The sequence below is a fragment of the Aeribacillus sp. FSL K6-2848 genome (genome assembly GCF_038004325.1).
Classification (GTDB): Bacteria; Bacillota; Bacilli; order Bacillales; family Aeribacillaceae; genus Aeribacillus; species Aeribacillus composti.
Window position 1 is genome coordinate 1026225 of sequence record NZ_JBBOQQ010000001.1, and the last position, 26276, is coordinate 1052500.

Genomic DNA, 26276 nt, shown 5'->3' on the forward strand with positions numbered 1-26276 from the left:
AAACGTTAAGCGGTGGGTAGTGTTGATTGAAAAGTTTAAAATAATGGATAGATTTTATAAATTATTAGTCATCATTAGCGTTTTCATTGTTTCTCATTCATTATATCTATTTTTTAAAGCTCCATATATTGGAGCTAATCTTAAATTAAATGAGAAAGGTCAAGTTGAAATCGTTGATTTAGATCCTGCTGCTTGGGCGAGCAAAGCGGGGATGAAAAAGGGGGATATATTATTAGAACTTAATGGAGAAAGAATTCAAGGTATAAATATTCAACTTCAACAAGACAGTATTTTAAAGATTAAATCTCAAGATGGAATTAAAGTATTAAAAGTAGAAAATTTAATTTTTTCTGAACATTCCTTGTACATGCTCATTATTCCATTAATTATTTATTTTCTTTGTTTGTTTTGCAGCTATTTTATATATAAATCAAATGAAAAAATAAATAGTATTTCTCCATATTTTTTAAACATTTTTTTATTGTTTATTTCTTTAGCTTATTTAAGCGGCAGTGCTTCGGCACGTGGTGATCATGTTTCACAATACTTAGTGCTCTTATTTTTTATTAGTGTTCCAGTCATTTATTTACATTTTTTATATTATTATTTTCTTGAATTTGGAAACGTATTGTTCAACAAAAAACTGATATATGCAGGGTATTTTATCGTTTTCCTCAATATAGTTGCGAGAATCATTGAAGATTTTTATAATCATTTAAGTTTATTCACAAAATTCTTTAGTTTATTTTCTTTTTTAGTTGTCTTTTTTATAAGCTTTGTTACCAAAATTGTTGGTTTAAGAAAAGTTAAATTTTCTGAAATTGAATACCCTGTCAAAGTACTAATCGTTACAAACGTTATTGCTTTTTCACCGTTTATTGTTCTATATGTCATCCCTTATTTGTTTTTGGAACAAGCAATTTTTTCGCCTGCCCTTTTAGCGTCATTTTTGTTATTAGTACCTTTTTCCCTTGTGTATCAGTTTCTATCATCAAAGATATATGATATTGAGTTTATTCTAGGCAGAGTCAAATATTATGCTCTCCTTTCCATTTTGCCGACTATCTTTTTAGTGGCTTTTATCATACTGCTAAAAGAACATAATCCCAAAATTTACCCTATTCAACTTTCAATTATTATATATATATTAATGACTCAACTTTCGCACACAGAAATATTTAAGCATTGCTTGATATAATTAGGTATAGTGGCCAACCATTTATTCATTTGATTTTTAAAGATGTCCATGTTCAAAGAAACCTCGGCTTCCGCCAAAGTTTGGAAAAGGTCAATAAGTGATTGAAGGGCAGTAATAAAATCTATGTCTTTTACATCTTCGCAAAGGATGTAAAAAAGGTTGCCAATCGTCTTAGGATCCTCCTCTTTTCGCATTTGCCAAGCAATGAGAATATATCGTGTAAAAACAATGGTTGTATGGCTAATTAACATGTCGTAGGAACGTCCCTGGAATTCTTTCTCTAAATTTAAAAGGGATTTATTGCATTTGAAGAAGACTTCAATGTCCCAACGCATGCCGTAAATACGAATGATCTCTTCATTTTCTAATGTTGTATCTGTGCTGAGAATGGCAAGCCATTCGCTCCGTTTATTACGGTTTCGTACAAATAGAATTTTTACTGGAATTCCATTGTCTAAAGTAGCATAAACGGATCCGAGAATGTCTTTTTTACCCATGTGAGGTTTTGCCAATTTGTAAAGTTGATTCAGTGTGAAACGTTCACCATTGTAAACGTATCGCTGCTTTAATTGCTTCACCAAGCCAATGACAAATAACCCTTTGTTCGTAATCTTCTCAATTAAAGGCGCTTGTGTAAACCAGGAATCCATGAGAACATAGTCAGCTACAATCCCTTTTTCAAGCGCGTGATCAAGTAAAGCTGAAGCCACGTCCGGTTTTGATTTCAGAGCTTCCTGGCGACGCTTATAGCCAGATGTTCGTTTATCAATATTGGTATTGATTTCTTGCAGGCGATTTTCCTTTTTCGGTGAACTTAGAAGAGCAAAATCAACGGGAATAAAAGTAAAACTATCGGTCCAGCCAAGGGTAAGCATTTGAAACCCTTTCAAGTACTGATGGGTAGAGTGATCAAAAACCTTAGCCAACAGTTCAACCGACTTACTACGGTTTCTTGAAAAGACAGAATCATCAATCACAAAAGCTGTGACACGATCTTTTGAAGTTAATGGTTGAAGCAGACGGATCATTTCACTGCTTAATGAAAGCAGAAACTTTCTCCAATGATAGGTTGGTGTATTTAAAAAGCGATAGACTGTATCCTTTCCGGGCAGATCCTGAGATCGTTTACTCATAAAAGCACGAAACCAGTTCTTATATTGGAAGACTAAAAGAAAAATCAGTTTGAAAACAGTAAGACAAGAATACCCGGAAAGTTTCGTAATATTCGCTTTTCTTAAATGATATCCAATATTTAATTCGGAAAATCCTTGTTTAATTTCTTTTGGTAATTGCGCAAAGTAGTCTTTATTCGTTATCATAGTGGTGACACCTTTCTTTTGGATTTGGTTTCGTCACCAATATTTTACCAAAAGAATAGGTGTCTTTCTTTATGTTTTAAAAAATGTCAAATGATAATTTTGTACTTCCCAAAACCATTTACATCAAGCATTTAAACAAGATTTTGGACTGCGAAAGCTGAGTTAATGATATTTGTTTTTTATTTTAAAGAAATTGTTGACTTCCGCTTCCGGTTTAAGCGGTTTTCGGAAAAATATAATTATCAGGACAGCATTTTGAAGTATACGTCAAGGATCCGGAAAGCAGGCAGTTTAAAACAGATGATGGCTGAGTTAAAATCGACCATTTTAGAGGTTTTGAAGGTCAGCCGTGCATACTGCCTTGTTGTTCATGAGGGTGGACGGATCGAAATGGTTGATGATGATGGGGATGGCGGTCTTTTAGAAATTGCCCCATACGAAAAAGATATTTTAAATGCTGTAACAGAAATAGGGAAAATTGTAGAATTTGATAAAGGGTTTGTGTTAACTGTCGGTGAAACGAATAGAAGGAAATATGTTATTATTTGCCTTTCTGTCATTAAAACGCCTAAACTGACTCGTGATGAAATTTCTTGGCTGAATTCCCTTGCTTTTTATACGAATGTAACTGTAGAAAACTTTTTGAAAATAGAAGAATTGATGGAAAGGCTTGAAAAAGCGGAAGAGGGAAACAGCAATCCTGCATGGCTCAAAAAACTGCTGTTTACAATTGAAGAAAAGCAGCGCTCCAATTTGGCGAAAGATTTGCATGATTCTGTGCTGCAAGATTTGATTTCGTTAAAAAGGCAATGCGAATTGGTTCTGGAGGAATCTGGACAATATCCTGCTGCTACGATCGAAAAAATTCAGAGCATGAATCAAAACATTCTTGATATCATTCATATGACGAGGGAAACGTGTCAAGAGCTGCGTCCGCAAATTTTATATGACTTGGGACTCGTCAAGGCGGTATCAAAGCTGGTAGCGCAATACGAAGAACAGTGTAATTTTCAAATCCGCTTTAATACGGGGAATTTTAACAAGCAGCTTGATATAAACATGCAGCTTAATTTGTACCGGATCATTCAGGAGCTTTTATCAAATGCGCGCAAGCATTCGAACGCGAAGCAAATATTAATTATGCTCGTCAATATAAGAGAAAAAATTGTATTGCACTATGAAGATGATGGCGTAGGCATCGATGAAGAACTGTTGTATGCGAAAACAGAAAGCATGGGATTGTCCGGAATTAGAGAGAGGGTAAAAGCTTTGGATGGTGAAATGAAGATTGAGACTTCTCCGGGAAATGGATTTCGGGTCTTAATTGAAATTTAATCACATTCTTGACTTGGCTTTTGCCAAGTCATTTTACTGTAGATTTTGTCTAAAGAGGTGGAAAACATGATTCGTATTTTAGTGATTGACGATCATCCTGCTGTGAGAGAAGGGACAAAAGCGATATTGGAAACGGATTCTGAAGTTGAAGTGGATTGTCTGGAGCCTCCTTATACGGCTGAACTTATGAAGAAAATCGATTTTTTGCAATATGATGCAGTTCTTATGGATATGAATTTAGGTGACGTCAACGGGATTGAACTGGCAAAGCAAATAACATCCCAAGAACACCAATGCAAAGTCCTTCTTTATACTGGATATGATGTCAATGATTATATGGAAGAAGCGATTTCCTTAGGCATTCATGGAGTAATCAGCAAGACGGAGTCAAAAGAGAAAATATTATCTCACATTCGCCATGCGTTGCTTGGTGAGATTATTCTATCATTTGATTACGTAAAAAAATTGATTGAACGACAGACATTAAAGTCGCCATCTATGAAAGAAGCAAATGAGCCTTTAACAGATAGGGAAAAAATGATTTTAATGGAAGTCGAAAGAGGGTTAACAAATCAAGAAATAGCAGATAAGCTGCATTTAAGCAAAAGATCGATTGAATATAGTCTGACTTCCATTTTTAATAAGCTGCACGTCAGCTCTCGGACAGAAGCCGTATTAATTGCGAAGTCAGAAGGCATTCTTTAAATAAGGAGTCCCGTCCAATTTGATTGCTAAAAAAGATAAGGCTCATGAATGAACCTTATCCTTTGCTTTCTTTTTTTCTTTTAACTCATCAATTTTGCTGTTTTCCCATAGTTTCACTTTTGTATGGTAAGCTGCGCGGCTGATTAAATGTCCTGCTACAGGCGATGTTAAAAATATAAACAGGATTCCCAGCAAAACTCTTCCATTCATATGGTCTTCAAGCACCCAAAAATATAAGAACACCCCTAGTAAAATAGAGAGCACACCTAATGTCGCGCTTTTGGAAGCCGCATGGTTTCTCGTATATACATCTGGTAGCCTCAACACACCAATGGCGGAAATTAGGCTGAAAAAGGCTCCTTGGAGAATGAGATATCCGATCACAAACTTACTGATTGTTTCGATCATTTTCGATAATTTCTCCTTTCTCCAAGAATTTAGCAATCGATACCGTGCCGATAAAAGCTAAAATTCCAATTAATAAAATAATGTCCAAAAAAGCGCTTGTATCTAAAACAATCGACATGATCGCTGTGATCCCGACTAAGTTAATGCCGATCGCATCTAATGATATGGCGCGGTCTGGAACGGATGGGCCTTTGATGAGCCGAATCATCAATAAGAGAGAGGAAGCAGCGATAAGAGCCAAAGAAATCCAAATAATAAATTCAAACATTAACGGCTCACCTCCTTAATAGCTTTCTCAAAACTGCTTTTTATATCTTTTCTTGCTTGTTCGACATTCGCTATATCCACAGAATGGATATAAAGCGTTTTATTATCATCGGAAATATCAATAACAAATGTTCCTGGTGTTAAAGTAATGAGATTGGATAGAATCGTAATTTCCCAATCTTTTTCCAATTCTGTTTCAAAGGCAAAAATTCCAGGCTCCATTTTCAATTTTGGCGACAAAACGATTTTTAAAACAGCAATATTTGCAAGGACAAGCTCCTTCAAAAAGATGAATATGAGCTTTATGACAGCGGCAATATTGTACAGATAAAATCGTCTTGGAAAAAAACGGCGCAGCGCGAAAAGAATGATAATACCTAAAAGATATCCGATAAAAAATGTGATGAATGAGTAGTCATCCTGCAAAAGCATCCATGTAATGGCAATTATAAAATTTAACAGTATTTGAAAGGCCATGTGATCTACTCCTTTAATACGGCTTCAATATAAAGATCAGGAGAAAGAAGAACCTGTTCTGCCTGTTTGATGTATGAAGAGATAAATTCTGTGCCAAGCCCGTAAAATAATGAGAGAGCAAGTAAGAAAGCAGCTGGAACGTAAAGACTTTTTACTTGACTGGTTTCCCGAACTTGCGGAATTTTTTCCTCTCCCCAAAAACCGTTAATAAATATTTTCATCACAGAATATAGGACTAAAAGGCTTGAAAGCAAGACTACGAAAGCTAATACAAATTCACCTTGCTCAAATCCCCCTTGGACTATTTTCAGTTTCCCGATAAAACCGCTTAATGGTGGAATGCCGGCTAAAGCTAATGCGGCGATAAAAAACATCCACCCAAGTGTTGGGTATTTTTTTATTAGTCCACTGAATTTTTCAAGGTTTGTTGTTCCAGTGATCGAAAAGACGATTCCGACCAAAAGGAACAGCAACCCTTTAATAATCATATCATGGATCATGTAATAAACAGATCCCTCTAAACCTGATTCGGTCATTGTGGACACTCCAAATAAAATGACACCAACGCCTGTCAAAATGTTGTATATCACGATCTGTTTAATATCCGAGAAGCTAATGGCGCCAATAACGCCAAATATGATCGTAAGCACCGCCAGCCATGCGATAAACGTATGAGTAAATGCAATGTCCTGCAAAAATATAAGCGTAAACACTCTTGTGATCGAATAGACGCCAACTTTTGTCAAAAGAGCACCAAACAGGGCCGTAACAGCTGCTGGCGGAGCCTGATAGGAGCCGGGCATCCAGAAAAAAAGCGGGAAAATGGCTCCTTTCAATCCGAATACAATTAAATACATGATGGAGATGGCCGCGATGATGCCGGATGAGCCTAATTCTGCGACTCGCAGGCTCAAGTCAGCCATGTTTAATGTACCTGTTACAGCATATAGAAATGCAACGGATATGACAAATAAAGCGGATGAAATAACATTTACTAAAATGTATTTAATAGTTTCTCTTAATTGCGGCTTTGAATTTCCGTGAACAATTAAAAAATAAGAAGACATGAGCATAACTTCATAGAACACAAACAGATTGAAAAGATCTCCTGTCAGAAAAGCACCGGACACTCCGGTCAATAAAAACATGACGCCGGAATAGTAGAAAAATTTGCTTCGATTATAATCTACTATTTTGTAGGAAAATAGCAAACAGGCAAAAACAATAATGTTTGCCGTTAAAACAAGCAGAATCGCGTACATATCGGCTACAAGAACAATCCCAAACGGCGCTTTCCAATCCCCGACTTCAAGGGAAATGATTCCGTTTGTATGAACATAGTGAACAAGGAAAACGGAAATGCCGATATTTATAACGGAAGAAACAGCGCTTAAATATTTTTGCACTTTTTCTTGTTTATTGAAAAAAATAAGCAATACTGCAGTTACCATAGGAATAATAATCGGTAAAATAATGATATTGTTATTCATTTCTGATCATTTCCCCTCAATTGATCCATATCGTCTGTTCCAAGTTCTTGATAAGATCTGTAGGCTAACACTAAAAAGAAGGCTGTTACTCCAAAGCTAATGACAATTGCAGTTAATATAAGTGCTTGCGGCAAAGGGTCTACATAAGAAGCTGCGTGTTCATCTAACAGCGGAACAGTTCCTTTTTTCAGTCCCCCCATCGTTAAAATGAGGAGATGAGCTCCGTGACTCAAAAGACCTGTTCCAATAATGATCCGCAATAAACTTTTTGAAAGCATTAAATATGTAGCTGTCATAAACAAAATTCCTGCAACAATGGAAGTTACAATCTCCATTATTCCGTCTCTCCAATCGTTTGAATAATCGTCATTGTCACGCCAACAACAACAAAATATACACCGAGATCAAAAATGACAGCAGTCGCAAGATGCGTATCGCCTAAAACCGGGATGTGAACGTGGCCATGTGTATGAGAAAGGAATGGAACTCCGAAAAGAAAGGAGCCGATCCCCGATAAAATCGCAATCAATAATCCGAACGCCGCCACTTTAACATAATTAATGGGCAAAATCGCTTTCACGGTTTTGACATCAAAAGCGATCAATAATAAAACGATTGCTCCTGATGTGATGAGCCCGCCGATAAACCCGCCTCCAGGGGCATTATGGCCAGCGAAAAATAAATGGAACGAAAAAATGATCACGATAAAAAGCACGATTTTTGTAATTGTTTGCAAAATAAGATCATTCGTTTTTAAACCCGTTTTCTTCAACGTCTTTCCCTCCTGTGCGAAGGCGAATCATACTGTAGACAGCAAGCGCTGCGATTGCCAAAACAGTTATTTCAAACAGCGTGTCAAAGCCGCGGAAATCGACTAGTATAACGTTGACGACATTGTATCCGCCGCCCAAGCTATAGCTCGTTTCCAGAAAGTATTCCGCGATCGTTTTTCCAGTGCGTTCGCTGCTTGCGGAAATGGCCAGCAGCGTTACAATCCCCCCGACGCCTGCTGAAATTATAAAATTCACCAGGCGGAATCCTCGAGTTTTATCTTTTTTCTGCAGCTCAGGTAAGAAATAAAAAGCAAGCAAAAACAAGGCAGTTGATACCGTTTCAATAACTAGCTGCGTTAAAGCTAAATCCGGCGCTCTAAATAAAACGAAAAACAGTGCGAGTGAATACCCGACGGAGCTAAGTGCAATAATGGCTGTCAATCTGGATCTTGCCAAAACAGCTGTGATTGAACCGGCTATCATAACAATCGACAGGATCAATTCATAAATTCCGACAGGTGCAGCATCATCAGCAGCAAAAGAGATTGATTGCTTGATGATCATTGTCGCTCCAACTGCCATGATCATAAATGCAAAAATATAGACAAGATAGTCGCGAATAAATCCAGTCATATAAAAGCTTGTCAGCCGGTTGGAAGTTTTGCCTGCCGTTTTTAAAGAATGATCATATAATTGATTGAGCGTCATCCTTTTCGGCTGCAGATCGTAAACTCTTTTCCATTTTGACGCTGTCAAGTATAGGAATATTCCAAGTATCACTACGCCAACTGTCATCCAAAATTCCGCAGTAAAGCCGTGCCAATGTGAAATATGAATGTGAAAATGTTCTCCATCCTTCAACAAGCTAGGCATGACAGATTTCATTGCCGGTTCGATTAAGCTGTAAGCAAGCAAGTTTGGAAAAAATCCAAAAATAACAACAAGGGATGCCAGCACAATAGGCGGAATCAGCATTCCGATCGGCGCCTCGTGGGGTTTTTTAGGCAGATTTTCCAGCTGCAATTTTCCAGCAAATGTTTTAAAAACAAACATCATGCTGTAAATAAATGTAAAAACACTGCCGATCCATGCGAGCACTGGAAGTAAAAACCCCCATGTTTCTGTTTGAAATACATCCATGTTCAATACTCGAATCATACCGGTAAAAAACATTTCCTTGCTTAAAAATCCATTAAATGGTGGAAGACCTGCCATAGAAAACGCGCCGATTAAACCGATCGTAAAGGTAATGGGCATAAGGGACATGAGTCCGCCAAGCTTTCTAATATCTCGAGTACCTGTCTCATGATCAACAATGCCTGCAACCATAAATAGGCTGCCTTTAAATGTCGCATGGTTAATCAAATGGAAAATCGCTGCTAAAATCGCAACTGAATAAAATTCAAAATGATCAAACAAGAGGGCGGCGGAGCCGACACCTAAAAGGGACATAATCATGCCGAGCTGGCTGACAGTTGAAAAGGCTAACATCGCTTTTAAATCTGTTTGTTTCACCGCATGGAAGGATCCCCAGAATAAGGTGAAAATTCCGAAAAGTGAAACGATCCAAAACCATTCGGCACTTCCTGCAAATACAGGTGTGAATCGAGCAACTAAATAAATGCCTGCTTTCACCATCGTTGCTGAGTGGAGATACGCACTGACTGGCGTTGGCGCTTCCATCGCATCAGGCAGCCAAATGTAAAAAGGAAATTGGGCAGATTTAGTAAATGCTCCCAATAAGAGCAGAATAAGGGCTGGGATAAATAATCCATTGTCGGCGATACTGCTGCTTTGGACAATTGTTTCACGAATGCTGAATGTTCCAGTCATGATGTAGAGCAAGATAAATCCGCCAAGCATGGAAAGTCCGCCAAAAACAGTAATAAGCATCGATTTTAGCGCCCCGTAACGTGATCTTTCCCGATAATGCCAATAGCCAATTAATAGAAAAGAAGAAAAGCTGGTAATTTCCCAAAAAGTATATAAAACAATAGTATTATCAGTTAAGACTACTCCAAGCATTGACCCCATAAACATCAACAAATAAACGTAAAACGCATTCAGCTGTTCTTTTTCCTTCGACAAATAGTAGATCGAATAAAGAACAACGAGAGAGCCGATACCGGTAATGAGCAAAGCAAACAGAAGGCTGAGTCCGTCCACATAAACAGCAAAATCAATTCCTAATGATGGAATCCATTTAACAGTTTGTACGATACCTTCTTTATACTTAACTCCCGGCAAAAATTGAAGAAAAAATATGAATAAACATATAGGAAGGGGAAGCACAAACCATCCAGTATGTATTTTCCGAAATGTCTTATATAGGAATGGTACCATGAAAGCAAATAGAAATGGAAATAATATAGCCCAATGCAGAAATGTCATGTAAACCCTCCTTATCCAATGTTTTGGACTAGCTGTATTTTATTGTTCTCAATATTTTTTGCATATATAGCTTTTTAAATTTCAAGTTCATAAGACCACAAATATCGTATCAAAAAAATCATAAAATGTATATTTTTTTGTGAAATTTCCCACCTTGAAAATGAGGTGGTATGATGACAAAAAAGGTAATGACAGCCATTTTAATTTTTATCTTATTATTCAGCATTTCATGGTATTTGCATGAACAAACGAAACAGACGTATGTACATCCATCATATGAGTGGACGCCAATCAATACTTTTTCCAAAAATATGAAGGGAGAAACGTTTGCACCAAGAGAATACATTCGTGTCATCAATTACTTAGAATGAAATGCCAAAAATATTTAAGAAAATACAAGTAAAATCGAGTTTTTTAAAGGAAATTGGCGATTTCCCAGTTTTTTTCTTTATTTACAGGAAGAACAATTTATGAGATGAACAGGAAGTTTTAAAATTTTCTCGGATTATTGTAAAAAACGTTTTTTTATGTTTTCACTAGGAAGGATGCATTTGTTTTTTTGACCGAACCATTTATATCGGTTTTTAGCAATGATCTGATAAAAAAAATCGCGAATTGGTTTCGGGATGATGATGAATCCGTAAAATATTTTCAAAAGCCCGCTTAAGTGTTTGGCGATATGTAAAGCAGCAGTGGATTTTGTATAATAGCGATTCCCATCCGATAATACGAGCGAATCAAAAGATTCAGTCGAAAGGCCGAATTGCTGTAATAATTCCTTTCCCTTGCTTGATTGCAGCGGTGCGAATATAAAAATTTCATCTGGATCGTGCGAAATGATGAAATTTACGGTCGAATCGCAAAAATTGCACATGCCGTCGAAAAGAATGATTTTTTTTGGCTTCATCGATATTCACTCCTTTCTTCTATTTTATAATAAAAAATTCATAAAAAATTTTTTATTTTCCGAAATGGAAGATATTTATTCTTGTTAAATGATATAATGAAGTAACGGTGTTTTCGGAGCAGTGATTCATAAGGGGGGAGGATAACGTGGAGGCCAAGAAGCAGTTATTTATTGATTTTGAATTTACAATGGCTGAGAACAAAATGAATCCGGAAGGCTTTTTTCCGGAAATTATCGAAGCGGGTGTCGTAAAGGTAGAAAGGGGAAAAATTAAAGAGACGTTTTCCACATTTGTAAAACCTAGATTTTTTCCAAAATTAACAGAACGATGTAAGCGTTTTTTGGAAATTACCCAAGAACAAGTTGATAACGGTCTATCGTTTTCCGAATTGGTTCATCTTCTTCGCAAGCTTTCTTTTGGGGAAGAAACAATGATCGTGACATGGGGCAACATGGACATGAAAGTTCTTCGCCATAATTGCAAAGAGCATGGACTGCCATTTCCAATAGCAGGTACGGAGATCGATTTATCAATGGAATATAAAAAATTTTTTGGCGACCGCAATCAAACAGGATTGTGGAAAGCTGTGGAGGAATACGGCAAAAAAGGAATCGGCAAGCATCATCGTGCACTTGACGATGCGTTAACAACTTTTAATATTTTTAAGCTGATTGAAAAAGATAAGCAATATCTTTTGAAACCAAAGCCGCTGACAATTGGTGAACGAATAGATTTAACAAAATTATGGCAAAAGCAAGCGACATGAAAAGGCCAGCTGCAATTTGTAGTGGCCTTTTCATAATGCTTTAAAATATTCTCTCGGATTAAACCTCGAATTGCTAAAGGAATGGAACCATCTTTTCATAATGCTTTAAAATATTCTCTCTCTAATCGATTCAAGTTTTCAAGAGAACGCAATGCCCAATCGCTTCCATCTTCCTCAAGCTCCTTCTTTAAAGCAGCGGAAGCTTCTTTCAGAGAAGTTTCGTAATCAGGAATTTCCCCGTTATAATGGTGAACCATTTTTTTTGGAATATTTGCTTGTTCATTGAAGGAAAGTGCTTTGCGTTCATGAAAGAACGGAACATCAGCTTGTTTCGGCTGGTGCAAATCCCCTTGCATCGGATGTTTTAAAACCGCTTTTACTCTTACTAAATAATGATTCTCCCGAATTTCGGTAACTTCCCCGATATATTTACCGGTTTTATAAATGCCTGTAACGATATCCCCGACTTTTATGTCCAAAGTTTTCCCCTCCAGCAATTGTAATGTTTTCACCTATTGTACACTTTTATTTTCAGAGCAGATGGCATGATAAAGCAAAATTTTGCTATAGTAAAAGATAGAATGGATTTGAAAGGTCGTGATGATCATGGAATGGCTTCTAAATTTTATTCTATATTTTCCGGAAAATAAAATTGAATATTTATATGGTTTTTTGCAAATGGTTCCGTTTATCATTTTAGCTGTAGTTGCGATCATTTTTTTTAAAAAAATATCCCGCAAGGAAGAAGAAAAAGCGAATGAGCTGCTGAAAAAGCTTTCAGAAAATGAGAAAAAAAGAAGCTGAAACCGGGAGGCGATGCCTCCCAACGAATGTTAAGAAAGAGCCGTTTTTAGTCTCTTTAATCCATCTAGGACCATCTGCCGCGGACAGCCGATATTCATCCGCACAAAACCTTCTCCAGCCTTGCCGTATTTACTGCCCAGTTCCAATGCTAATTTTCCTTTTTCAAGCAGCTGTTTTTTTAATTGTTGTTCAGTCATATTTAATGAACGGCAATCAAGCCAAATTAAATACGTAGAATCAGGATGGATTACGTTTATACTTTTTAAATGCTCCCCAAAATATTGTTCGACAAGTTTTACGTTTTCTTCAAGGTAAAGGAGAAGTGAATCCAGCCATTCATGTCCGTTATTGTAGGCTGCTTCCATTGCCGTAATGCCAAAAATATTTAAAGAAAAATGCCCCTGCTTTCTTTTCACTTGTTTAAATTTACCTAATATTTTCCTATCAGGAATGATCACTGCCGAAGCTTGAAGGCCGGCAAGATTAAATGTTTTGCTTGGCGCAATAGCTGTAATGGAATTTTGAGCAAATGATTCACTGATGGAAGCAAAAGGAGTGTGCTTATTGCCGAACAGCAAAATATCTGAATGAATTTCATCTGAAAAAACAAACACGCCGTTTTCTAAGCACAATTCGCCGATTTTTGCAAGCTCCTCTTTTGTCCATACTCTTCCGCTCGGGTTTTGCGGGTTGCAAAGAATCAGCATTTTGACGGATGGATCTGCCAGCTTTTCCGCCAAATCTTCAAAATCGATAGAATAACGCCCGTCTTTTAAAACTAATTCATTCTCCACAACAATGCGTTTATTATACTTCACCATGTCAAAAAAAGGCTTGTATACCGGGGGCTGAATCACAATCCGATCCCCCTCTTCCGTTAATGCTTGGATGGCTATGCTCATTGCTTCCACTACGCCTGAACAAAAATCAAGTGAATCGGCTGAAATTTCCCATCCATGTCTTGTTTTTAGCCAATTTTGAACCGATTTTTTTGTTTTGGAGGCGACGCCAGTATAGCCGTACACACCGTGTTCGACTCGTTCTTTCAAAGCCGCTATGACCGCATCGGGAGATTTGAAATCCATATCAGCTACCCACATTGGCAAAACATCTTCATGTCCGAACAATTCTTTTGTGAAATCCCATTTGTAAGATTGTGTTCCTTTTCTTTTTATTACTTGATCAAAATCACTCATCTTCTCACCTCAATACCAATGTATATGTGCTAAAATACAATTGCAAACATTTTGTACCAATTTGGGGGAAGCGATATGAAACAAAAAGAGACAAATTTATTTATGATTGAACTGTTAAGTGAATGGGATCCGCTCCAACTGGGCAATGATGCTTACGAACTGGAAATAGTTGATTGCATTCAAGCCGTTCATACAATTGATCACCCTTTACAGTTGGCTAGGAAGATTCAGTCAATTTACGAATTCTCTTTTGAAGAGGTTATACCTTTAAAGGAATGTGAAAAAATCGCCAAAAAACTATTGGCGATTAAAAAAAATGCGTCATGCCAATTATTGTAAAAACACTTACCTATTTAGCCGAAACAAAAATCAAAAATGTGATTACTAACATGATATGGCCGCTCTTCAGGCACTAAATGGCCTGTTTGTTTGAAGGAGACAAAACGAGAGATGGGCAAATCTTTCTGAAGCTGGTATCCGACTTCGATTGGAACGATTTTATCTTCTTCCCCCCATACTAATAAGCATGGAATTTCAATCGTTTTTAAGTCTTGTGAGGAAAGATCTCCTTCACGTTCACGAATCATTCGGGTCAATGCTCTGAAAATTTTATCGTCATAAAACGGTTCGCTATATCCGTATATCATGTCTTCGTTAATGAGCGATTGGTCGTGCACGACACTGCATAAGCTTTTCCATACGCCTTGCCTGATAAATTGTCTTTTAACGTAAAGGTAAAAATACGGGAGATATGAACAAAATATGAGAGAGGAAGGCATCTTTTGCATATAACCAGAGCTGCAAATGAGCACAATTTTTTTAAACAAATCAGGTTTTTGCTTAGCTGCATATAAAGAAATTTGTCCGCCCATGGAATGGCCGACAATTACAGCCTGTTTGATTTGCAAACGTTCTAAAAGCTCTATAACCGCTTTTGCCATGTTGTGATAGGAATAGAAAAACTTCGTTGCTTTTTCGGATTTCCCAAATGGGGGAAGATCAATGGCTATAATGGAAAAGTGCTTTTTTAATAAAGGGATTAATTTTCTGTAGCTGAAGGTGGAGGATAAAAATCCATGAATCAGCACGATCGTATCTGTTTGTTGTGGATGATGATAATATTCGTAATATATATTTGTTCCTAATATTTTCATCTTGTGATGGATTTCCTTTAGCAATGCTTATTTCTCCTTTCAGTAATTTTGTACCGTTAGTTTATCCATCAATTTAAAAAATTTTCTGGCATAGTGATGTAAAAATTCTGGAACGTGATATAATTATCTGAAGATTCCATTTTAGGGGGATTTACAAAAATGAAATTGACTGAAAAGGAAACAGAAATTTTAGAAATTTTGGAGGAAGACAGCCGATTAACACCTGAAACAATTGCGAAAATGATTGGACTTTCTGAGGAAGAGACAAAGAAATTGATTTCAGGTTTAGAAGAGAAAAAAATCATCGTGAATTATGCGACAACCATTGATTGGAAAAAGGTAGACGGACATGAAGGCGTAACAGCCATGATCGATGTAAAGGTGGCTCCAAAAAGAGGCGTAGGGTTTGATGAAATTGCCGAACGCATTTATCGATTTAACGAGGTTAAATCGGTTTATTTAATGTCAGGCGCTTATGATCTTTCTGTCGTGATTGAAGGAAAAACAATGAATGATATAGCCCGTTTTGTATCGGAGAAGCTGTCAACGCTTGAATCCGTTTTATCTACAACAACACATTTTATTTTGAAAAAATATAAACATGACGGAATCATTTTTGATCACGAAGATAAAGATAAAAGAATCGTGGTGTCACCATGAAAATGAAGACGTTAAATTCATATTTGTCAGAAACTGTCATAAATATGAAGCCATCAGGCATCCGCAAGTTTTTTGACCTGGCTGCCAATATGGAAGGCGTTATTTCACTTGGCGTAGGAGAGCCTGATTTTGTCACTCCATGGAATGTACGCGAAGCCTGCATTCTTTCCTTGGAACAAGGATTTACGTCTTATACAGCAAACGCTGGATTGTATGAGCTTCGCGAAAAAATCAGCGAGTATTTGTTCAAACGTTTTGATTTACAGTACGATCCGGCTGAAGAAATTATTGTAACAGTTGGTGCGAGTCAAGCGATCGATATAGCTTTCCGGTCTATTATTAATAGCGGGGATGAAGTATTAATAATAGAACCTTGCTTTGTTTCATATGCGCCTCTGGTCACTCTCGCGGGAGGGAAGCCTGTCAGCGTATCTACCTTTGGAGAAGAAGAATTTAAAGTCAATCCGGAAATTTTGGAAAAATATATTACAAGTAAGACAAAAGCCATTATGATTTGTACGCCAAACAACCCGACAGGAACGGTTTTATCGAAGAAAGAGCTGGAAGCAGTTGCACAAATTGCTAAGCGATATGACTTGCTGGTAGTGGCTGATGAGATTTATGCTGAGCTCTGTTATGAAGATGAATATGTAAGCATGCCGAGTATTGAAGGTATGAAGGAACGGACAATTCTTATTTCCGGCTTTTCTAAAGGCTTTGCCATGACAGGGTGGCGGCTTGGGTATATAGCTGCTGACCGAGTTTTTGCGCGTGCAATGTTGAAGGTTCATCAATATTCGATCATGTGCGCGCCGACAATGGCCCAATACGCTGCATTAGAAGCATTGGAAAATGATGAAGATGTTTTATATATGCGGAAAAGCTATCAAAGAAGAAGAAACTACATTGTTCAGTCGTTAAATGAAGCCGGTTTATTTTGCCATATGCCGGGCGGTGCCTTTTATGCTTTTCCAAGCATTAAAAGCACCGGATTGTCTTCCGAGGAATTTGCGGAGAGATTGCTTTTAGAAGAAAAAGTAGCAGTAGTCCCCGGCAATGTTTTTGGCCAAAGCGGCGAAGGATATATTCGTTGTTCATACGCATCATCTATGGAGCAGCTTCAAGAAGCGATGAAAAGGATCAAACGATTTGTACAATCTTTATAATGCTTTTATTGCCTGGCCTAATATGAGGCCAGGTTTTTTTATTTATTTTTGCTCAAATGAGTACATTGTGTTATAATTGATCACCGCATATTCGTTTTAAGCAGAAATTATGAATTAGGAGTGTTTAAATGGCTAATCAATATCCTATCGGGGCTGTTTTAGTTGGTAAAGTGACAGGAATCCAGCCGTACGGTGCATTTGTAGCATTGGATGAAGAAACGCAAGGTCTAGTGCATATTTCGGAAATTGCCCACGGATATGTAAAAGATGTCCGGGATTACTTAAAGATCGGCGATGAAGTAAATGTAAAAATTCTTTCTGTTGATCATGAATCGGGAAAGATCAGCTTATCCATTAAGGCAGTGGAAGAAAAATCAAAACCAATTGCTAAACAAAAAACAGAAAACGAAGCGTCAAGAGGCTTTAACACATTGCGTGAAAAGCTGCAGGAATGGATTGAACAATCAAAACACGAAAATATTATAAAAAAATAAAGACATACGCATCGCTGTCATGGCGGAATTTTACGGAAACGTTATTGTAGAACACGAATTTGCTTTTTAATACTTATTCGTGTTACAAAGACTGCTATCGAACTTTGCCCGGACATTCTTTTAAAGATTTATCGAATGTCATTTCGGTTATAGAAGTTCGAAAAGCGGCAATCCTTCAAGCTGCGCTAATGAAAAAAACCGGCAATTATGCCGGTTTATTTGAACCCTACTTTTCGGTTCTGTCGATTTTAGAAAAAAATTATAGAAGGTTTTTTTACAGAAAATTATGTCGATTTTTTAAGCTCCGAATTTTGATCTCATTGAAATGCTTGTTGTCTTTATCTTGTTTCCGTCTTAGGCTCATTACGGGCAAATTCTGCATCAGGTTTAAATAAGAGAGCAAGATTAATGAGACCGGCAATACCGACTATACCATAAATGATTCTAGATAAAGCAGCATTTTGGCCGCCAAAAATAGCTGCCACAAGATCAAATTGAAAAAATCCGATAAGACCCCAGTTCAGGGCTCCGATTATTGTAAAAAGCAGTGCAATTCGCTGTAAAGTGCTCATGTTGCTACCTCCTTTAAGTTGAATTTTTCCTTATTAACTTGTATCAAAATGAAAAATTTATACATCTGATAGCAGGAATAATGAGCCTGTTCTGTTTATTGTTTTCTTGATTTCGACAAATATTTTCGATAAAGTGGAAGACATGGCAGATAAATTTTTAGAGATGGAGGAATTGGTTTATGGCACATGTACGTTTTGATTACTCTAAAGCTTTATCTTTTTTTAGTGAGCAAGAATTTACATATTATCAAGATTTTGTAAAGGTTGCCCATCATTCCTTGCATGAAAAATCAGGTCAAGGAAGTGATTTTTTAGGCTGGATCGATTTGCCGCAAGATTATGACAAGGAGGAATTTGCACGGATTCAACAATGTGCCGAAAAAATCCGTTCGGATTCTGATGTATTGCTTGTCATCGGAATCGGAGGTTCTTATTTAGGTGCTCGAGCTGCAATTGAAATGTTGAACCATTCATTTTTTAATGCTCTTTCAAAAAGCCAAAGAAAAGCGCCGCAAATTATTTTTGTCGGAAACAATATAAGTTCTACATATATCCAAGATGTTATTGATTTTATAAAAGAAAAAGATTTTTCCATTAATGTCATTTCTAAATCTGGAACAACGACAGAACCAGCGATAGCGTTCCGAATTTTCCGCAAATTATTAGAGGATAAATATGGAAGAGAAGAAGCGAAAAAACGTATTTATGCTACGACAGATAAAGCGCGCGGAGCCCTCAAAACACTCGCAAATGAAGAAGGATATGAATCATTTATTATCCCGGATGATGTCGGCGGACGATATTCTGTTCTAACTGCTGTCGGGCTTCTTCCGATTGCGGTAAGCGGAGTGGATATTGAAGAGATTATGAAGGGCGCTCAAGATGCAAGAAGAGATTTTTCTTCTTCCGAGCTAATGGAGAATCCAGCTTACCAGTATGCCGTTGCGCGCAATATTCTTTATAATAAAGGGAAAACAATTGAAATGCTCATCAATTATGAGCCGGCTCTTCAATATTTTGCGGAATGGTGGAAGCAGCTTTTCGGGGAAAGTGAAGGAAAAGATTTGAAAGGTATTTTCCCTGCTTCAGCCAACTTTTCGACAGATCTGCATTCGTTAGGACAATATGTGCAAGAAGGGCGCCGGGACATATTTGAAACGATCTTACATGTAGAGAAGGTACGGCATGACATAACGATTGAAGAAGATGAAAGCAACCTGGACGGATTAAATTATTTAGCCGGAAAATCTGTTGATTTTGTCAATAAAAAAGCATTTGAAGGGACTCTCTTAGCTCATACTGACGGGGGCGTACCGAACCTCATTGTTTCCATTCCTGAATTAAACGCTTATACATTCGGATATCTCGTTTATTTCTTTGAAAAAGCTTGTGCAATGAGCGGTTATTTACTTGGCGTTAACCCGTTTGACCAGCCAGGCGTAGAAGCATACAAAATCAACATGTTCGCTCTTTTAGGCAAACCAGGCTTTGAAGAGAAAAAAGCTGAGCTTGAAAAACGCTTGAAATAAAAGGGAATCATGTAAAAAAGAACGGCAATTGCTGAATTTTCCTTTGCCAAGCAGACAGAATTTGATTAAACAGCGGGGCTGTCCAAAAAGTCAGGGTAACTGACTTTTTGGAGCCCCTCATTTTTTCACTTTTTAAAAAAAATGCACAAAAAAATCGTCCTTTCTAGTAAAATGAAGTTACCACACAACATTACAGAAAGGACGATTTTTTATGAGCAATCAAATGATTACTCGTGAAAATTATAACACACAAATGACACTTCCTCTAGATGGAAAAGAAGAAAAAACTCCTGCCAAAAGAAATTTAGCCCCTACTTTCAAACCATATGACAACCGTCAAGTTCAAATGATTTATGATATTGAATCTCTTATACCCGAACATCACGTGGCACGTGTCGTGGACGAAATGGTGGAGGCGATACCAGATAAACAATTGTTTTCTCATTATAAAGGCGGCGGCAGAAGTTCCTATCATCCCAAAATGATGCTGAAAATCATTCTGTATGCTTATTCTCAAAAGGTTTATTCCTGCCGAGGAATCGAAAAACTCGTTAAAGAAAATATTCCTGCCATGTGGCTTTCAGCGATGCAACAACCAGATTTTCGCACCATTAATGAGTTCCGAGGGGAACGGATGAAAGCTTTCATGGATGAGCTCTTTGAAGTCATGATTCTCAAATTGATAAAAGAACATTACATCACGATGGAAAACTACTTTTTGGATGGCACTAAGATCGAAGCCAATGCCAATAAGTATTCTTTTGTGTGGAAAAAATCCACTTTGAAATTAGAAGAGAAATTAAAAGAAAAAATCCAAGAAACACTAAAGCACATTCATGAATTAACCCAATTAGAAGCCGGAACAGGGCAAAAGGAAAGCGATCAACATACAGAGATCACCGAACAAAACATGGAGGAAATCGCAAAAGAAATAGAAGAAAAAGTTGAAACGCTAACGGAAGAAATCGAAAAGGAGACCGATACATCCATTCGGAAAGAGAAGCGAAAAAAACGCAGTCAATTAAAGAAATCGGTGAAACAAATTCGTGAAGATTTCCTGCCCCGAATGGCAAGATACAAGGAACAAAAGGAAATGTTCGGTGACCGTAACAGCTACTCGAAAACAGACAAAGACGCAACCTTCATGCGCATGAAAGAAGACCATATGAAAAACGGTCAGCTCAAGCCCGGATACAACGTGCAAATGGGGACAGAGAATCAGTTTATCTTGTTTTATACCATTCATCAACGACCGACCGATACACGTTGCTTTATCCCACATATGGAGAAGCTAGCCTCCAGTTCATTACCGATGCCCAAAACGGTCATTGCGGATGCAGGCTATGGTAGTGAAGAAAACTATGTATATGCAGTTGGTGATGAGAAAGAGCCCCGTTTTGAGTTTCTAATTCCTTATGGGAGCTATGTAAAAGAACAAACACGTACATACAAAAAAGACATTAAAAATGCCAAAAACTGGACCTATTGTGAAGAGGAAGATTGTTTTATTTGCCCGAATGGAAGGAGAGTAACGTTTAAAAAATACCAAAACAAAAAGAATCCATCTGGCTATGAACAAAGCTTCAAAATATACGAATGTGAAGATTGTACCGATTGCCCATTGAAAGCGAAATGCACAAAAGCGAAGGGAAATCGTCAAGTTCACTGGAATCCCATCTTCGAAGAAATGAAAGCAAAGGCCAAAACAGCCCTTGAATGTGAAGAGAAAGCCGCCATCTACGCTCGACGCAAAGTCGAGGCAGAAAGTGTGTTCGGTCACATCAAGGGCAATCGGTCGTTCCGCAGATTTTCTTTGCGGGGCCTCGACAAGGTACATGTTGAGTTTGGGATTGTGGCATTAGCCCACAACATACTGAAAGTAGCCGGCATCCGCCAGCTACTTTCAGATAAAAATCGAAAAAATATAAAAGCAAGTGGAGAGAAACGAATTGTTTTTCTCCACTTGCTTCATTTTAGGGACTTATCGGACAGCCCCGTTTTATTTTTGTCTATCTGCTGCCCGCTTCCGACAATTGGAATGCAATGTTGCTCTTTTATTCCTTTATTTAGAAAAATAAATACACAATTTGCTCTTCATCGCAATATTTTTGACTGTCACGTTATATCCCTTCCATTAACAGAAGCCCTTTAACTTTTATCTGTCCGCTGTAAGAGCGTGGAGAATATTATTGGGAAGAGGGATCCGCATAGTTAGAGCAAAATTCGAAATAATAAACCAATTTTTTAACTTAAAATAATGACTTTCCATCAAACGAAAAATTCGCTCGAATATTTGCCGAATGCAAAAATCGCCATTTTCCATAAAGCTTGAAGAGCATCTTTCATGACTACTTTTTCACCATTGGGTAAACATAATAAAAAATGAGCAGGAAGGTGTTTAAGTAATGATTGAAATTTCTTCATCTTTGGAAGGAAAACAATATCCTTTATACGATTTAGAACTGGAATTAAAACAGTTAGGATACACAATTGGAGGGAATTGGGATTATGATCACGGTTATTTTGATTATCTGATGGATGATGACGACGGATACCACTTTTTAAGAATACCGTTTCGTGCTGTCGACGGGCAATTGGATGCACATAATGCAACGGTAAGACTCGGCCGGCCTTTTATTTTAACCCACAAATATAAAGAGGGACTTGACGATCATGCGGCAATTGGAAACTTCCAAGCCTCCTTTAATCAGTTTTCCGAACCGGCGGAAAAAGATGCCGATGTTTTAGAGCCTTATGTTCAATTAGGAGAGACACTAATTCAAGAGCTTGAAAGAAGATTAAATTAGTTTTTTAAAGCTATTAAACAATCGTGTTGAACGACTGTAAAATTGTGGGGAGGGTTTAGAAAAATCTCTTCCCCTCTTTTGATGCCAAAAAGAATGATGCCATTGGAAAACAGGTCATTATGTAATTGCTGAAAATTTTTCCCGATGTCCTGGTCTGTTGGAGATTCAATTGTTAAGCGGGCGCCGTATGCTTTCCCGAGCTCTAATATAACATTCGAAAATCCATTCTGAAATAAGAAGCTATTTAAAAAGACTTGACCAACCACCTGGAAAGATTGAATAATCTCATCAGCTCCCGCCCGTTTGGCATTCAATGTTTGTGTTTTTGTCATCATTTCGCAAATGGTGTACACGGACGGATTTGACGCTTTTACCGTAATTAATACTAAAATCGTGAGCATGTCGGCTTCCAATTCGTTTCTATGTTGATCAGCTGTTATGAAGACAGCTTTTGCCTCTTTAATGTTTGCTTTATTTAAAATTTGATCATCGGCAGGATTTCCTTTAATAAAGTGTATGTTTTCATCAATATAAGGTGCCTCAGATAATGTTTGGTCGATAAGAACAATAGGGCAGTAAAATTTTATAATACGCAGTGTTTCAATAATCTCCTTTGTTTTTTCATTCCAGCCAATTAATAAAAAATGGTTTTTCCCTTTGAAAGGAATTTCCCCGTCAATATAGGCATTTTGCCTTTTTACAGCAGCAGCTGATAAATTCGTAAAATAGGATGTAAAAAATGCTACTCCGGTCAAAATTAGTATCATTCCGAATGTACGTCCCAAAAAAGTTTTTGGAACGAAATCGCCATAACCGGTTGTAGACATTGTTACAAGAGCCCACCATATGCCTTCAAAAGGTGTAGGAAACTCCTTCGGTTCTATGTAAGAAATCATCGTGCCAAACAAAATTAAAATCATTAACACAATAACAGACATTCGGATAAAAACCGGCCACCTTAAATATTGAATCCAAAGCTTTGTCGATTTCATGATTTACTTCCTTTCGTTTCGGCAAGAAAAGAGAAAATTTCTGTAATAATTGTATTGATTTTTTTGGAAACGGCCTCTTTTCCGTATGCATCGACCGCGCGTTTAATCGCCTTGATGGTTTGATCTTCAAATTCTATAATGCTTACATCTTCTTCTGATTCATTGTACAGCTCGATAAATACATCTAACGCATCGTTCATGTTATCAATTGCGGTACTCAGTTGTTTTTTCTCTTCATTATTAAGTTTCATCTCAACACCCCTGTATTAGTATGTGCAAATTCTTTTTTGAAAATGAAACTTTTCGTATACAAATGCGTATGAATATGTTGGACAGCTGAATTCATAATTATGGGGTGATTTTACAGTAAAGCTGAATGAAATGGTTCATGTCATCGTAGAATAGTAAAGACATGTGTCAGTTCTTTTACGTTGATACAAAATTCTGTACAAATTCCTTCAAAAATTGTTATATTATTGTTAACTATAAAAAATAGAACGGGAGGTTTTTCAAAATGCTTTTTCATCCGATGGACATTCTGGTGTTCATTGCCTTCGGAATATCTATTTGGGCGCAATTCCGTGTGAAAGGGAATTTTGCTAAGTATTCCGATGTGATCGCTTCGAGTCATTTAACAGGGGCAGAAGTTGCGCGGAGAATTTTGGATCAAAACGGACTTTATGACGTTCCAGTCGAGCCTGTTCACGGGCAGCTGACAGACCACTACGATCCAATTCATCGGGTTGTGCGGTTATCAGAGCCGGTTTATTACGGAAATTCGATTGCGGCCGTCTCCGTCGCGGCGCATGAGTGCGGACACGCAATTCAACATAAAGAACGGTATGGTGCTCTTGTGTTAAGACATAAAATGTTTCCAGTTGTCAATCTTACATCGGGAATTGCTCCGATTTTGCTTATTGCCGGGTTTTTATTACAAAGCTTAAACTTGTTAGGGCTTGGGATTATCTTTTTCTCCGCTGCAGTTGCATTTCAGTTGATCACATTGCCTGTTGAGTTTAATGCGAGCTCTAGAGCAAAAGCTATTTTAGTAAGCGACGGCTTTATCCGAAACGAAGAAGAGCACGGAGTCAATAAAGTATTAAATGCAGCGGCTTTAACGTATGTTGCGGCAGCTTTAATATCTCTATTTGAACTTCTGAAATTCGTGATGATTTTCTTCCAATCTCAAGAAGAATAAAAGTTGGACAAGGGGCTTATTCGTATAATAGGCCCCTTGTCATTTTAGAAAAAGCGCAAGGCTAAGAGGCGGTGTTTATCATGTTAAAAAAATTTATATTACAGACGAGCCGGCGTGATGAAATGATTGACATTACAATGTCAATTCAACAGTTTGTACATGAATCAGCCGTTTCAGAAGGGATAGTTGTGGTATACTGTCCGCACACGACAGCAGGCATTACGATCAATGAAAATGCTGATCCTGACGTAAAGCGGGATATGATTCGCCGTTTCGATGAGCTGTACCCATGGGAGAATCCGCTTGACCGGCATTTTGAAGGGAATACTGCTGCTCATATGAAAGCAAGTACTGTCGGAGCATCCCAGCACGTTATCATCTTGGAAGGAAATTTGCTGCTTGGGACATGGCAAGGCATTTATTTTTGCGAGTTTGACGGACCTAGAAAACGGACATATTATGCAAAAATTTTAAAAGGATAGGTTTTAGTTAAAATGTATAAAAAGTTTGCCCGATTCTAGCCGAAATTCGTTTATTTTTATTTTCACGAATATAGTTTTGATAAGTTGATAGGTACTTGTAATTCGGTCTTGTAACTTGATCTTTTAAATAAGCCGATTCAACCGCTTGTCTTTTTCGATATCGATTTAACGTTTCGATGACGCCTTTTGCATCACGAATTCCGATTCCGTGACCGTAATACAGATTATTGCCGAGATGAATCGCATTTACCCCCCGCCACTGTGGTGTTTCCGGGTTAAAATCCGGGTTGTTGAAATAAACGCAGTCTCCTGGGACAAAATCAGTCGTAACGGTCGTTCGGACTCCGAGGTCTTTGTCGTAATGCCAGTCATATAAAACAAGATCTGCAAATAAATAATTAAAAGCTTTTTCTCCTATTGAATCAAGAGCAGCTTTATAGAACACAATGACTATAGCTGTTGCACATTCAAATGCATATTTATTTCCATTTATAAAAATGTCCTCTATTCCTTTTGCCGGAGTCACATCTTTTTTTAACAAAAACGCCCCTTTACTGCTCAGCTGCCAGAAGCGATCATGACAGTATGAATTTTCAAATGTCGCAAATTGCGCTTTGCTTTTTAAAAGGTCGAGCGAAGCTTCGATCGTTTTTCTCCTGAATAAAATTTCAAACTTTAATTCATTTAAGGATTCATAGCGATAAACTTTGTGGCTGTTTGCCATCCAATCAATAATTTCCCGATCTTTTGCATCTGAAAAAAATTCTTTTAATTCATTAGCTGTAATAGGCCTATTTTGAATTGCAATCATTTATCGTTCCCCCCTCTGTAACCATCGTATGATTTTGATAAGTAATTGGTCCATGTAAATTCTGATATATCTTTGAAAAGAGCGTTACCGCATCAACTTTTTTACAGGAGAAAAACCTCTTATGAAATTTCGTCATTTGTATAAATTTATACTTGTATTGGAAAAATCATCACGCTATAATATTGTCTGTGACAAATGAAAAACGGGGCATTAGCTCAGTTGGGAGAGCGTCGTGCTGGCAGCGCGAAGGTCAGGGGTTCGAGCCCCCTATGCTCCATTTAAAAAACCCTTGTTTACCAAGGGTTTTATTATTTCTTCATAAAAAATGAGTTTTTTGTGATAATATTCGTCTTCAATGAAAAGATGAAGGAAAA

General features: G+C 37.5%; 31 protein-coding genes and 1 tRNA gene. 16 read left to right on the forward strand and 16 right to left on the reverse strand.

All coding sequences use genetic code 11. The features are described 5' to 3' along the window. The first annotated feature begins 22 nt into the window (after positions 1-22). Positions 23-1198 carry a hypothetical protein gene (locus tag NSS70_RS05120; protein WP_340881038.1) on the forward strand — a complete coding sequence of 392 codons (1176 nt, stop codon included), beginning with the start codon at positions 23-25 and terminating at the stop codon, positions 1196-1198. Here the strand turns inward: NSS70_RS05120 and NSS70_RS05125 are convergent. Then, positions 1156-2517, reverse strand: a complete 1362-nt coding sequence (locus NSS70_RS05125) for an IS4 family transposase (RefSeq protein ID WP_340789351.1) — start codon at positions 2515-2517, stop codon at positions 1156-1158. The two genes, NSS70_RS05120 and NSS70_RS05125, sit on opposite strands and share 43 nt — an antisense overlap. A gap of 255 nt (positions 2518-2772) precedes the next feature. Here NSS70_RS05125 and NSS70_RS05130 point away from each other — a divergent pair, with 255 nt between their 5' ends. Together NSS70_RS05130 and NSS70_RS05135 are read left to right on the forward strand one after the other, a co-directional pair. Continuing rightward, positions 2773-3852 (forward strand): sensor histidine kinase, encoded by a 1080-nt coding sequence (locus tag NSS70_RS05130; RefSeq protein ID WP_340881039.1) that lies wholly within the window; start codon positions 2773-2775, stop codon positions 3850-3852. A gap of 66 nt (positions 3853-3918) precedes the next feature. Then, a complete protein-coding gene (locus NSS70_RS05135; protein ID WP_066249242.1) occupies positions 3919-4557 on the forward strand; it encodes a response regulator transcription factor in 639 nt (212 codons plus the stop codon). 42 nt (positions 4558-4599) lie between these two features. Here NSS70_RS05135 and mnhG read toward each other — a convergent pair whose 3' ends face one another. From mnhG to NSS70_RS05170, 7 genes are read right to left on the reverse strand one after another with little or no spacing between them, the layout of a single operon-like run. Next, complete coding sequence (gene mnhG / locus NSS70_RS05140) at positions 4600-4965, reverse strand: monovalent cation/H(+) antiporter subunit G (RefSeq protein WP_063387064.1); 366 nt, start codon at positions 4963-4965, stop codon at positions 4600-4602. Continuing rightward, entirely contained in the window at positions 4946-5233 is a 288-nt protein-coding gene (locus NSS70_RS05145; protein WP_066249245.1) for a Na(+)/H(+) antiporter subunit F1, read from the reverse strand. The genes mnhG and NSS70_RS05145 overlap by 20 nt, the downstream gene beginning before the upstream one ends. Then, positions 5233-5709 carry a Na+/H+ antiporter subunit E gene (locus tag NSS70_RS05150; protein ID WP_339194515.1) on the reverse strand — a complete coding sequence of 159 codons (477 nt, stop codon included), beginning with the start codon at positions 5707-5709 and terminating at the stop codon, positions 5233-5235. The genes NSS70_RS05145 and NSS70_RS05150 overlap by 1 nt, the downstream gene beginning before the upstream one ends. A gap of 5 nt (positions 5710-5714) precedes the next feature. Then, positions 5715-7199 carry a Na+/H+ antiporter subunit D gene (locus tag NSS70_RS05155; protein ID WP_339194516.1) on the reverse strand — a complete coding sequence of 495 codons (1485 nt, stop codon included), beginning with the start codon at positions 7197-7199 and terminating at the stop codon, positions 5715-5717. After that, positions 7196-7534: a Na(+)/H(+) antiporter subunit C gene (locus NSS70_RS05160; protein ID WP_066249252.1), complete on the reverse strand. Its 339-nt coding sequence runs from the start codon at positions 7532-7534 to the stop codon at positions 7196-7198. The genes NSS70_RS05155 and NSS70_RS05160 overlap by 4 nt, the downstream gene beginning before the upstream one ends. Next, positions 7534-7971 carry a Na(+)/H(+) antiporter subunit B gene (locus tag NSS70_RS05165; protein ID WP_130157063.1) on the reverse strand — a complete coding sequence of 146 codons (438 nt, stop codon included), beginning with the start codon at positions 7969-7971 and terminating at the stop codon, positions 7534-7536. The genes NSS70_RS05160 and NSS70_RS05165 overlap by 1 nt, the downstream gene beginning before the upstream one ends. After that, on the reverse strand, positions 7943-10363 hold the full coding sequence (locus tag NSS70_RS05170; protein ID WP_339194520.1) for a Na+/H+ antiporter subunit A: 2421 nt from the start codon (positions 10361-10363) through the stop codon (positions 7943-7945). The genes NSS70_RS05165 and NSS70_RS05170 overlap by 29 nt, the downstream gene beginning before the upstream one ends. A gap of 170 nt (positions 10364-10533) precedes the next feature. Here NSS70_RS05170 and NSS70_RS05175 point away from each other — a divergent pair, with 170 nt between their 5' ends. Continuing rightward, on the forward strand, positions 10534-10734 hold the full coding sequence (locus tag NSS70_RS05175) for a hypothetical protein (protein WP_157727911.1): 201 nt from the start codon (positions 10534-10536) through the stop codon (positions 10732-10734). Positions 10735-10868: 134 nt separating this feature from the next. Here NSS70_RS05175 and NSS70_RS05180 read toward each other — a convergent pair whose 3' ends face one another. Beyond that, positions 10869-11270, reverse strand: coding sequence for a thiol-disulfide oxidoreductase DCC family protein (locus NSS70_RS05180; RefSeq protein ID WP_094245272.1), 402 nt, complete (start codon positions 11268-11270; stop codon positions 10869-10871). A 146-nt stretch (positions 11271-11416) separates the two neighbouring features. On the opposite strand from NSS70_RS05180, the gene kapD reads away from it, so the two are divergent. Next, on the forward strand, positions 11417-12037 hold the full coding sequence (gene kapD, locus NSS70_RS05185; RefSeq protein WP_063387101.1) for a 3'-5' exonuclease KapD: 621 nt from the start codon (positions 11417-11419) through the stop codon (positions 12035-12037). Between the two features lie 95 nt (positions 12038-12132). Here the strand turns inward: kapD and NSS70_RS05190 are convergent, their stop codons facing one another. After that, complete coding sequence (locus NSS70_RS05190) at positions 12133-12516, reverse strand: kinase-associated lipoprotein B (RefSeq protein WP_063387055.1); 384 nt, start codon at positions 12514-12516, stop codon at positions 12133-12135. Between the two features lie 127 nt (positions 12517-12643). On the opposite strand from NSS70_RS05190, the gene NSS70_RS05195 reads away from it, so the two are divergent. Next, positions 12644-12841, forward strand: a complete 198-nt coding sequence (locus NSS70_RS05195; RefSeq protein ID WP_063387054.1) for a hypothetical protein — start codon at positions 12644-12646, stop codon at positions 12839-12841. A 29-nt stretch (positions 12842-12870) separates the two neighbouring features. On the opposite strand, the gene NSS70_RS05200 is transcribed toward NSS70_RS05195, so the two are convergent. Next, positions 12871-14037, reverse strand: a complete 1167-nt coding sequence (locus NSS70_RS05200) for a MalY/PatB family protein (protein ID WP_339194524.1) — start codon at positions 14035-14037, stop codon at positions 12871-12873. A gap of 75 nt (positions 14038-14112) precedes the next feature. Between NSS70_RS05200 and NSS70_RS05205 the strand changes: the two genes are divergently transcribed. Then, positions 14113-14376, forward strand: coding sequence for a DUF1871 family protein (locus tag NSS70_RS05205; protein WP_339194527.1), 264 nt, complete (start codon positions 14113-14115; stop codon positions 14374-14376). Positions 14377-14390: 14 nt separating this feature from the next. Here the strand turns inward: NSS70_RS05205 and NSS70_RS05210 are convergent, their stop codons facing one another. Then, positions 14391-15191 carry an alpha/beta fold hydrolase gene (locus NSS70_RS05210; RefSeq protein WP_063387100.1) on the reverse strand — a complete coding sequence of 267 codons (801 nt, stop codon included), beginning with the start codon at positions 15189-15191 and terminating at the stop codon, positions 14391-14393. A 159-nt stretch (positions 15192-15350) separates the two neighbouring features. On the opposite strand from NSS70_RS05210, the gene NSS70_RS05215 reads away from it, so the two are divergent. The 3 genes from NSS70_RS05215 to yugI all read left to right on the forward strand — a co-directional run bounded on the left by NSS70_RS05215 (position 15351) and on the right by yugI (position 17511). Then, positions 15351-15851: an Lrp/AsnC family transcriptional regulator gene (locus tag NSS70_RS05215; protein ID WP_063387051.1), complete on the forward strand. Its 501-nt coding sequence runs from the start codon at positions 15351-15353 to the stop codon at positions 15849-15851. Continuing rightward, positions 15848-17017, forward strand: coding sequence for an aminotransferase (locus tag NSS70_RS05220; RefSeq protein ID WP_186439307.1), 1170 nt, complete (start codon positions 15848-15850; stop codon positions 17015-17017). Before NSS70_RS05215 ends, NSS70_RS05220 begins: the two co-directional genes overlap by 4 nt. Before the next feature lie 128 nt (positions 17018-17145). Then, positions 17146-17511 (forward strand): S1 domain-containing post-transcriptional regulator GSP13, encoded by a 366-nt coding sequence (gene yugI / locus NSS70_RS05225; RefSeq protein WP_063387050.1) that lies wholly within the window; start codon positions 17146-17148, stop codon positions 17509-17511. Positions 17512-17849: 338 nt separating this feature from the next. Here yugI and NSS70_RS05230 read toward each other — a convergent pair whose 3' ends face one another. Then, positions 17850-18083: a DUF378 domain-containing protein gene (locus tag NSS70_RS05230; RefSeq protein WP_063387049.1), complete on the reverse strand. Its 234-nt coding sequence runs from the start codon at positions 18081-18083 to the stop codon at positions 17850-17852. Between the two features lie 179 nt (positions 18084-18262). Here NSS70_RS05230 and NSS70_RS05235 point away from each other — a divergent pair, with 179 nt between their 5' ends. From NSS70_RS05235 to NSS70_RS05245, 3 genes are all read left to right on the forward strand, one after another. Further along, positions 18263-19612, forward strand: a complete 1350-nt coding sequence (locus NSS70_RS05235) for a glucose-6-phosphate isomerase (protein ID WP_063387048.1) — start codon at positions 18263-18265, stop codon at positions 19610-19612. Positions 19613-19865: 253 nt separating this feature from the next. Beyond that, entirely contained in the window at positions 19866-21764 is a 1899-nt protein-coding gene (locus NSS70_RS05240) for an IS1182 family transposase (protein WP_445290596.1), read from the forward strand. A gap of 253 nt (positions 21765-22017) precedes the next feature. Next, positions 22018-22419: a YugN-like family protein gene (locus NSS70_RS05245; protein WP_063387047.1), complete on the forward strand. Its 402-nt coding sequence runs from the start codon at positions 22018-22020 to the stop codon at positions 22417-22419. Here the strand turns inward: NSS70_RS05245 and NSS70_RS05250 are convergent. Both NSS70_RS05250 and NSS70_RS05255 read right to left on the reverse strand, forming a co-directional pair. After that, the gene (locus tag NSS70_RS05250) at positions 22416-23411 is read right to left on the reverse strand and encodes a potassium channel family protein (protein ID WP_339194534.1); all 996 of its coding nucleotides are present in this window, start codon (positions 23409-23411) and stop codon (positions 22416-22418) included. The genes NSS70_RS05245 and NSS70_RS05250 overlap by 4 nt on opposite strands. Next, positions 23408-23662 (reverse strand): hypothetical protein, encoded by a 255-nt coding sequence (locus tag NSS70_RS05255; protein WP_063387045.1) that lies wholly within the window; start codon positions 23660-23662, stop codon positions 23408-23410. Before NSS70_RS05255 ends, NSS70_RS05250 begins: the two co-directional genes overlap by 4 nt. A 263-nt stretch (positions 23663-23925) precedes the next feature. Here NSS70_RS05255 and NSS70_RS05260 point away from each other — a divergent pair, with 263 nt between their 5' ends. Together NSS70_RS05260 and NSS70_RS05265 are read left to right on the forward strand one after the other, a co-directional pair. After that, entirely contained in the window at positions 23926-24609 is a 684-nt protein-coding gene (locus NSS70_RS05260; RefSeq protein ID WP_063387044.1) for a zinc metallopeptidase, read from the forward strand. A gap of 80 nt (positions 24610-24689) precedes the next feature. Continuing rightward, positions 24690-25091: a secondary thiamine-phosphate synthase enzyme YjbQ gene (locus NSS70_RS05265; RefSeq protein WP_063387043.1), complete on the forward strand. Its 402-nt coding sequence runs from the start codon at positions 24690-24692 to the stop codon at positions 25089-25091. 7 nt (positions 25092-25098) lie between these two features. Here NSS70_RS05265 and NSS70_RS05270 read toward each other — a convergent pair whose 3' ends face one another. Further along, positions 25099-25902: a protein-glutamine gamma-glutamyltransferase gene (locus tag NSS70_RS05270; protein WP_063387042.1), complete on the reverse strand. Its 804-nt coding sequence runs from the start codon at positions 25900-25902 to the stop codon at positions 25099-25101. Between the two features lie 204 nt (positions 25903-26106). Here NSS70_RS05270 and NSS70_RS05275 point away from each other — a divergent pair. Continuing rightward, a tRNA-Ala gene (locus NSS70_RS05275) sits at positions 26107-26179 on the forward strand. The last annotated feature ends 97 nt before the right edge of the window (positions 26180-26276 follow it).

What these genes read in the sequence shown, in the direction of transcription:
- NSS70_RS05125 (WP_340789351.1), bottom strand. Translation starts at nt 2,517, where the DNA reads ATGATAACGAATAAAGACTACTTTGCGCAATTACCAAAAGAAATTAAA.
- NSS70_RS05135 (WP_066249242.1), top strand. Translation starts at nt 3,919, where the DNA reads ATGATTCGTATTTTAGTGATTGACGATCATCCTGCTGTGAGAGAAGGG.
- mnhG (WP_063387064.1), bottom strand. Translation starts at nt 4,965, where the DNA reads ATGATCGAAACAATCAGTAAGTTTGTGATCGGATATCTCATTCTCCAA.
- NSS70_RS05145 (WP_066249245.1), bottom strand. Translation starts at nt 5,233, where the DNA reads ATGTTTGAATTTATTATTTGGATTTCTTTGGCTCTTATCGCTGCTTCC.
- NSS70_RS05150 (WP_339194515.1), bottom strand. Translation starts at nt 5,709, where the DNA reads ATGGCCTTTCAAATACTGTTAAATTTTATAATTGCCATTACATGGATG.
- NSS70_RS05155 (WP_339194516.1), bottom strand. Translation starts at nt 7,199, where the DNA reads ATGAATAACAATATCATTATTTTACCGATTATTATTCCTATGGTAACT.
- NSS70_RS05160 (WP_066249252.1), bottom strand. Translation starts at nt 7,534, where the DNA reads ATGGAGATTGTAACTTCCATTGTTGCAGGAATTTTGTTTATGACAGCT.
- NSS70_RS05170 (WP_339194520.1), bottom strand. Translation starts at nt 10,363, where the DNA reads ATGACATTTCTGCATTGGGCTATATTATTTCCATTTCTATTTGCTTTC.
- NSS70_RS05175 (WP_157727911.1), top strand. Translation starts at nt 10,534, where the DNA reads ATGATGACAAAAAAGGTAATGACAGCCATTTTAATTTTTATCTTATTA.
- NSS70_RS05180 (WP_094245272.1), bottom strand. Translation starts at nt 11,270, where the DNA reads ATGAAGCCAAAAAAAATCATTCTTTTCGACGGCATGTGCAATTTTTGC.
- NSS70_RS05195 (WP_063387054.1), top strand. Translation starts at nt 12,644, where the DNA reads ATGGAATGGCTTCTAAATTTTATTCTATATTTTCCGGAAAATAAAATT.
- NSS70_RS05200 (WP_339194524.1), bottom strand. Translation starts at nt 14,037, where the DNA reads ATGAGTGATTTTGATCAAGTAATAAAAAGAAAAGGAACACAATCTTAC.
- NSS70_RS05205 (WP_339194527.1), top strand. Translation starts at nt 14,113, where the DNA reads ATGAAACAAAAAGAGACAAATTTATTTATGATTGAACTGTTAAGTGAA.
- NSS70_RS05210 (WP_063387100.1), bottom strand. Translation starts at nt 15,191, where the DNA reads ATGAAAATATTAGGAACAAATATATATTACGAATATTATCATCATCCA.
- NSS70_RS05215 (WP_063387051.1), top strand. Translation starts at nt 15,351, where the DNA reads ATGAAATTGACTGAAAAGGAAACAGAAATTTTAGAAATTTTGGAGGAA.
- NSS70_RS05220 (WP_186439307.1), top strand. Translation starts at nt 15,848, where the DNA reads ATGAAAATGAAGACGTTAAATTCATATTTGTCAGAAACTGTCATAAAT.
- yugI (WP_063387050.1), top strand. Translation starts at nt 17,146, where the DNA reads ATGGCTAATCAATATCCTATCGGGGCTGTTTTAGTTGGTAAAGTGACA.
- NSS70_RS05230 (WP_063387049.1), bottom strand. Translation starts at nt 18,083, where the DNA reads ATGAGCACTTTACAGCGAATTGCACTGCTTTTTACAATAATCGGAGCC.
- NSS70_RS05235 (WP_063387048.1), top strand. Translation starts at nt 18,263, where the DNA reads ATGGCACATGTACGTTTTGATTACTCTAAAGCTTTATCTTTTTTTAGT.
- NSS70_RS05240 (WP_445290596.1), top strand. Translation starts at nt 19,866, where the DNA reads ATGACACTTCCTCTAGATGGAAAAGAAGAAAAAACTCCTGCCAAAAGA.
- NSS70_RS05245 (WP_063387047.1), top strand. Translation starts at nt 22,018, where the DNA reads ATGATTGAAATTTCTTCATCTTTGGAAGGAAAACAATATCCTTTATAC.
- NSS70_RS05250 (WP_339194534.1), bottom strand. Translation starts at nt 23,411, where the DNA reads ATGAAATCGACAAAGCTTTGGATTCAATATTTAAGGTGGCCGGTTTTT.
- NSS70_RS05255 (WP_063387045.1), bottom strand. Translation starts at nt 23,662, where the DNA reads ATGAAACTTAATAATGAAGAGAAAAAACAACTGAGTACCGCAATTGAT.
- NSS70_RS05260 (WP_063387044.1), top strand. Translation starts at nt 23,926, where the DNA reads ATGCTTTTTCATCCGATGGACATTCTGGTGTTCATTGCCTTCGGAATA.
- NSS70_RS05265 (WP_063387043.1), top strand. Translation starts at nt 24,690, where the DNA reads ATGTTAAAAAAATTTATATTACAGACGAGCCGGCGTGATGAAATGATT.
- NSS70_RS05270 (WP_063387042.1), bottom strand. Translation starts at nt 25,902, where the DNA reads ATGATTGCAATTCAAAATAGGCCTATTACAGCTAATGAATTAAAAGAA.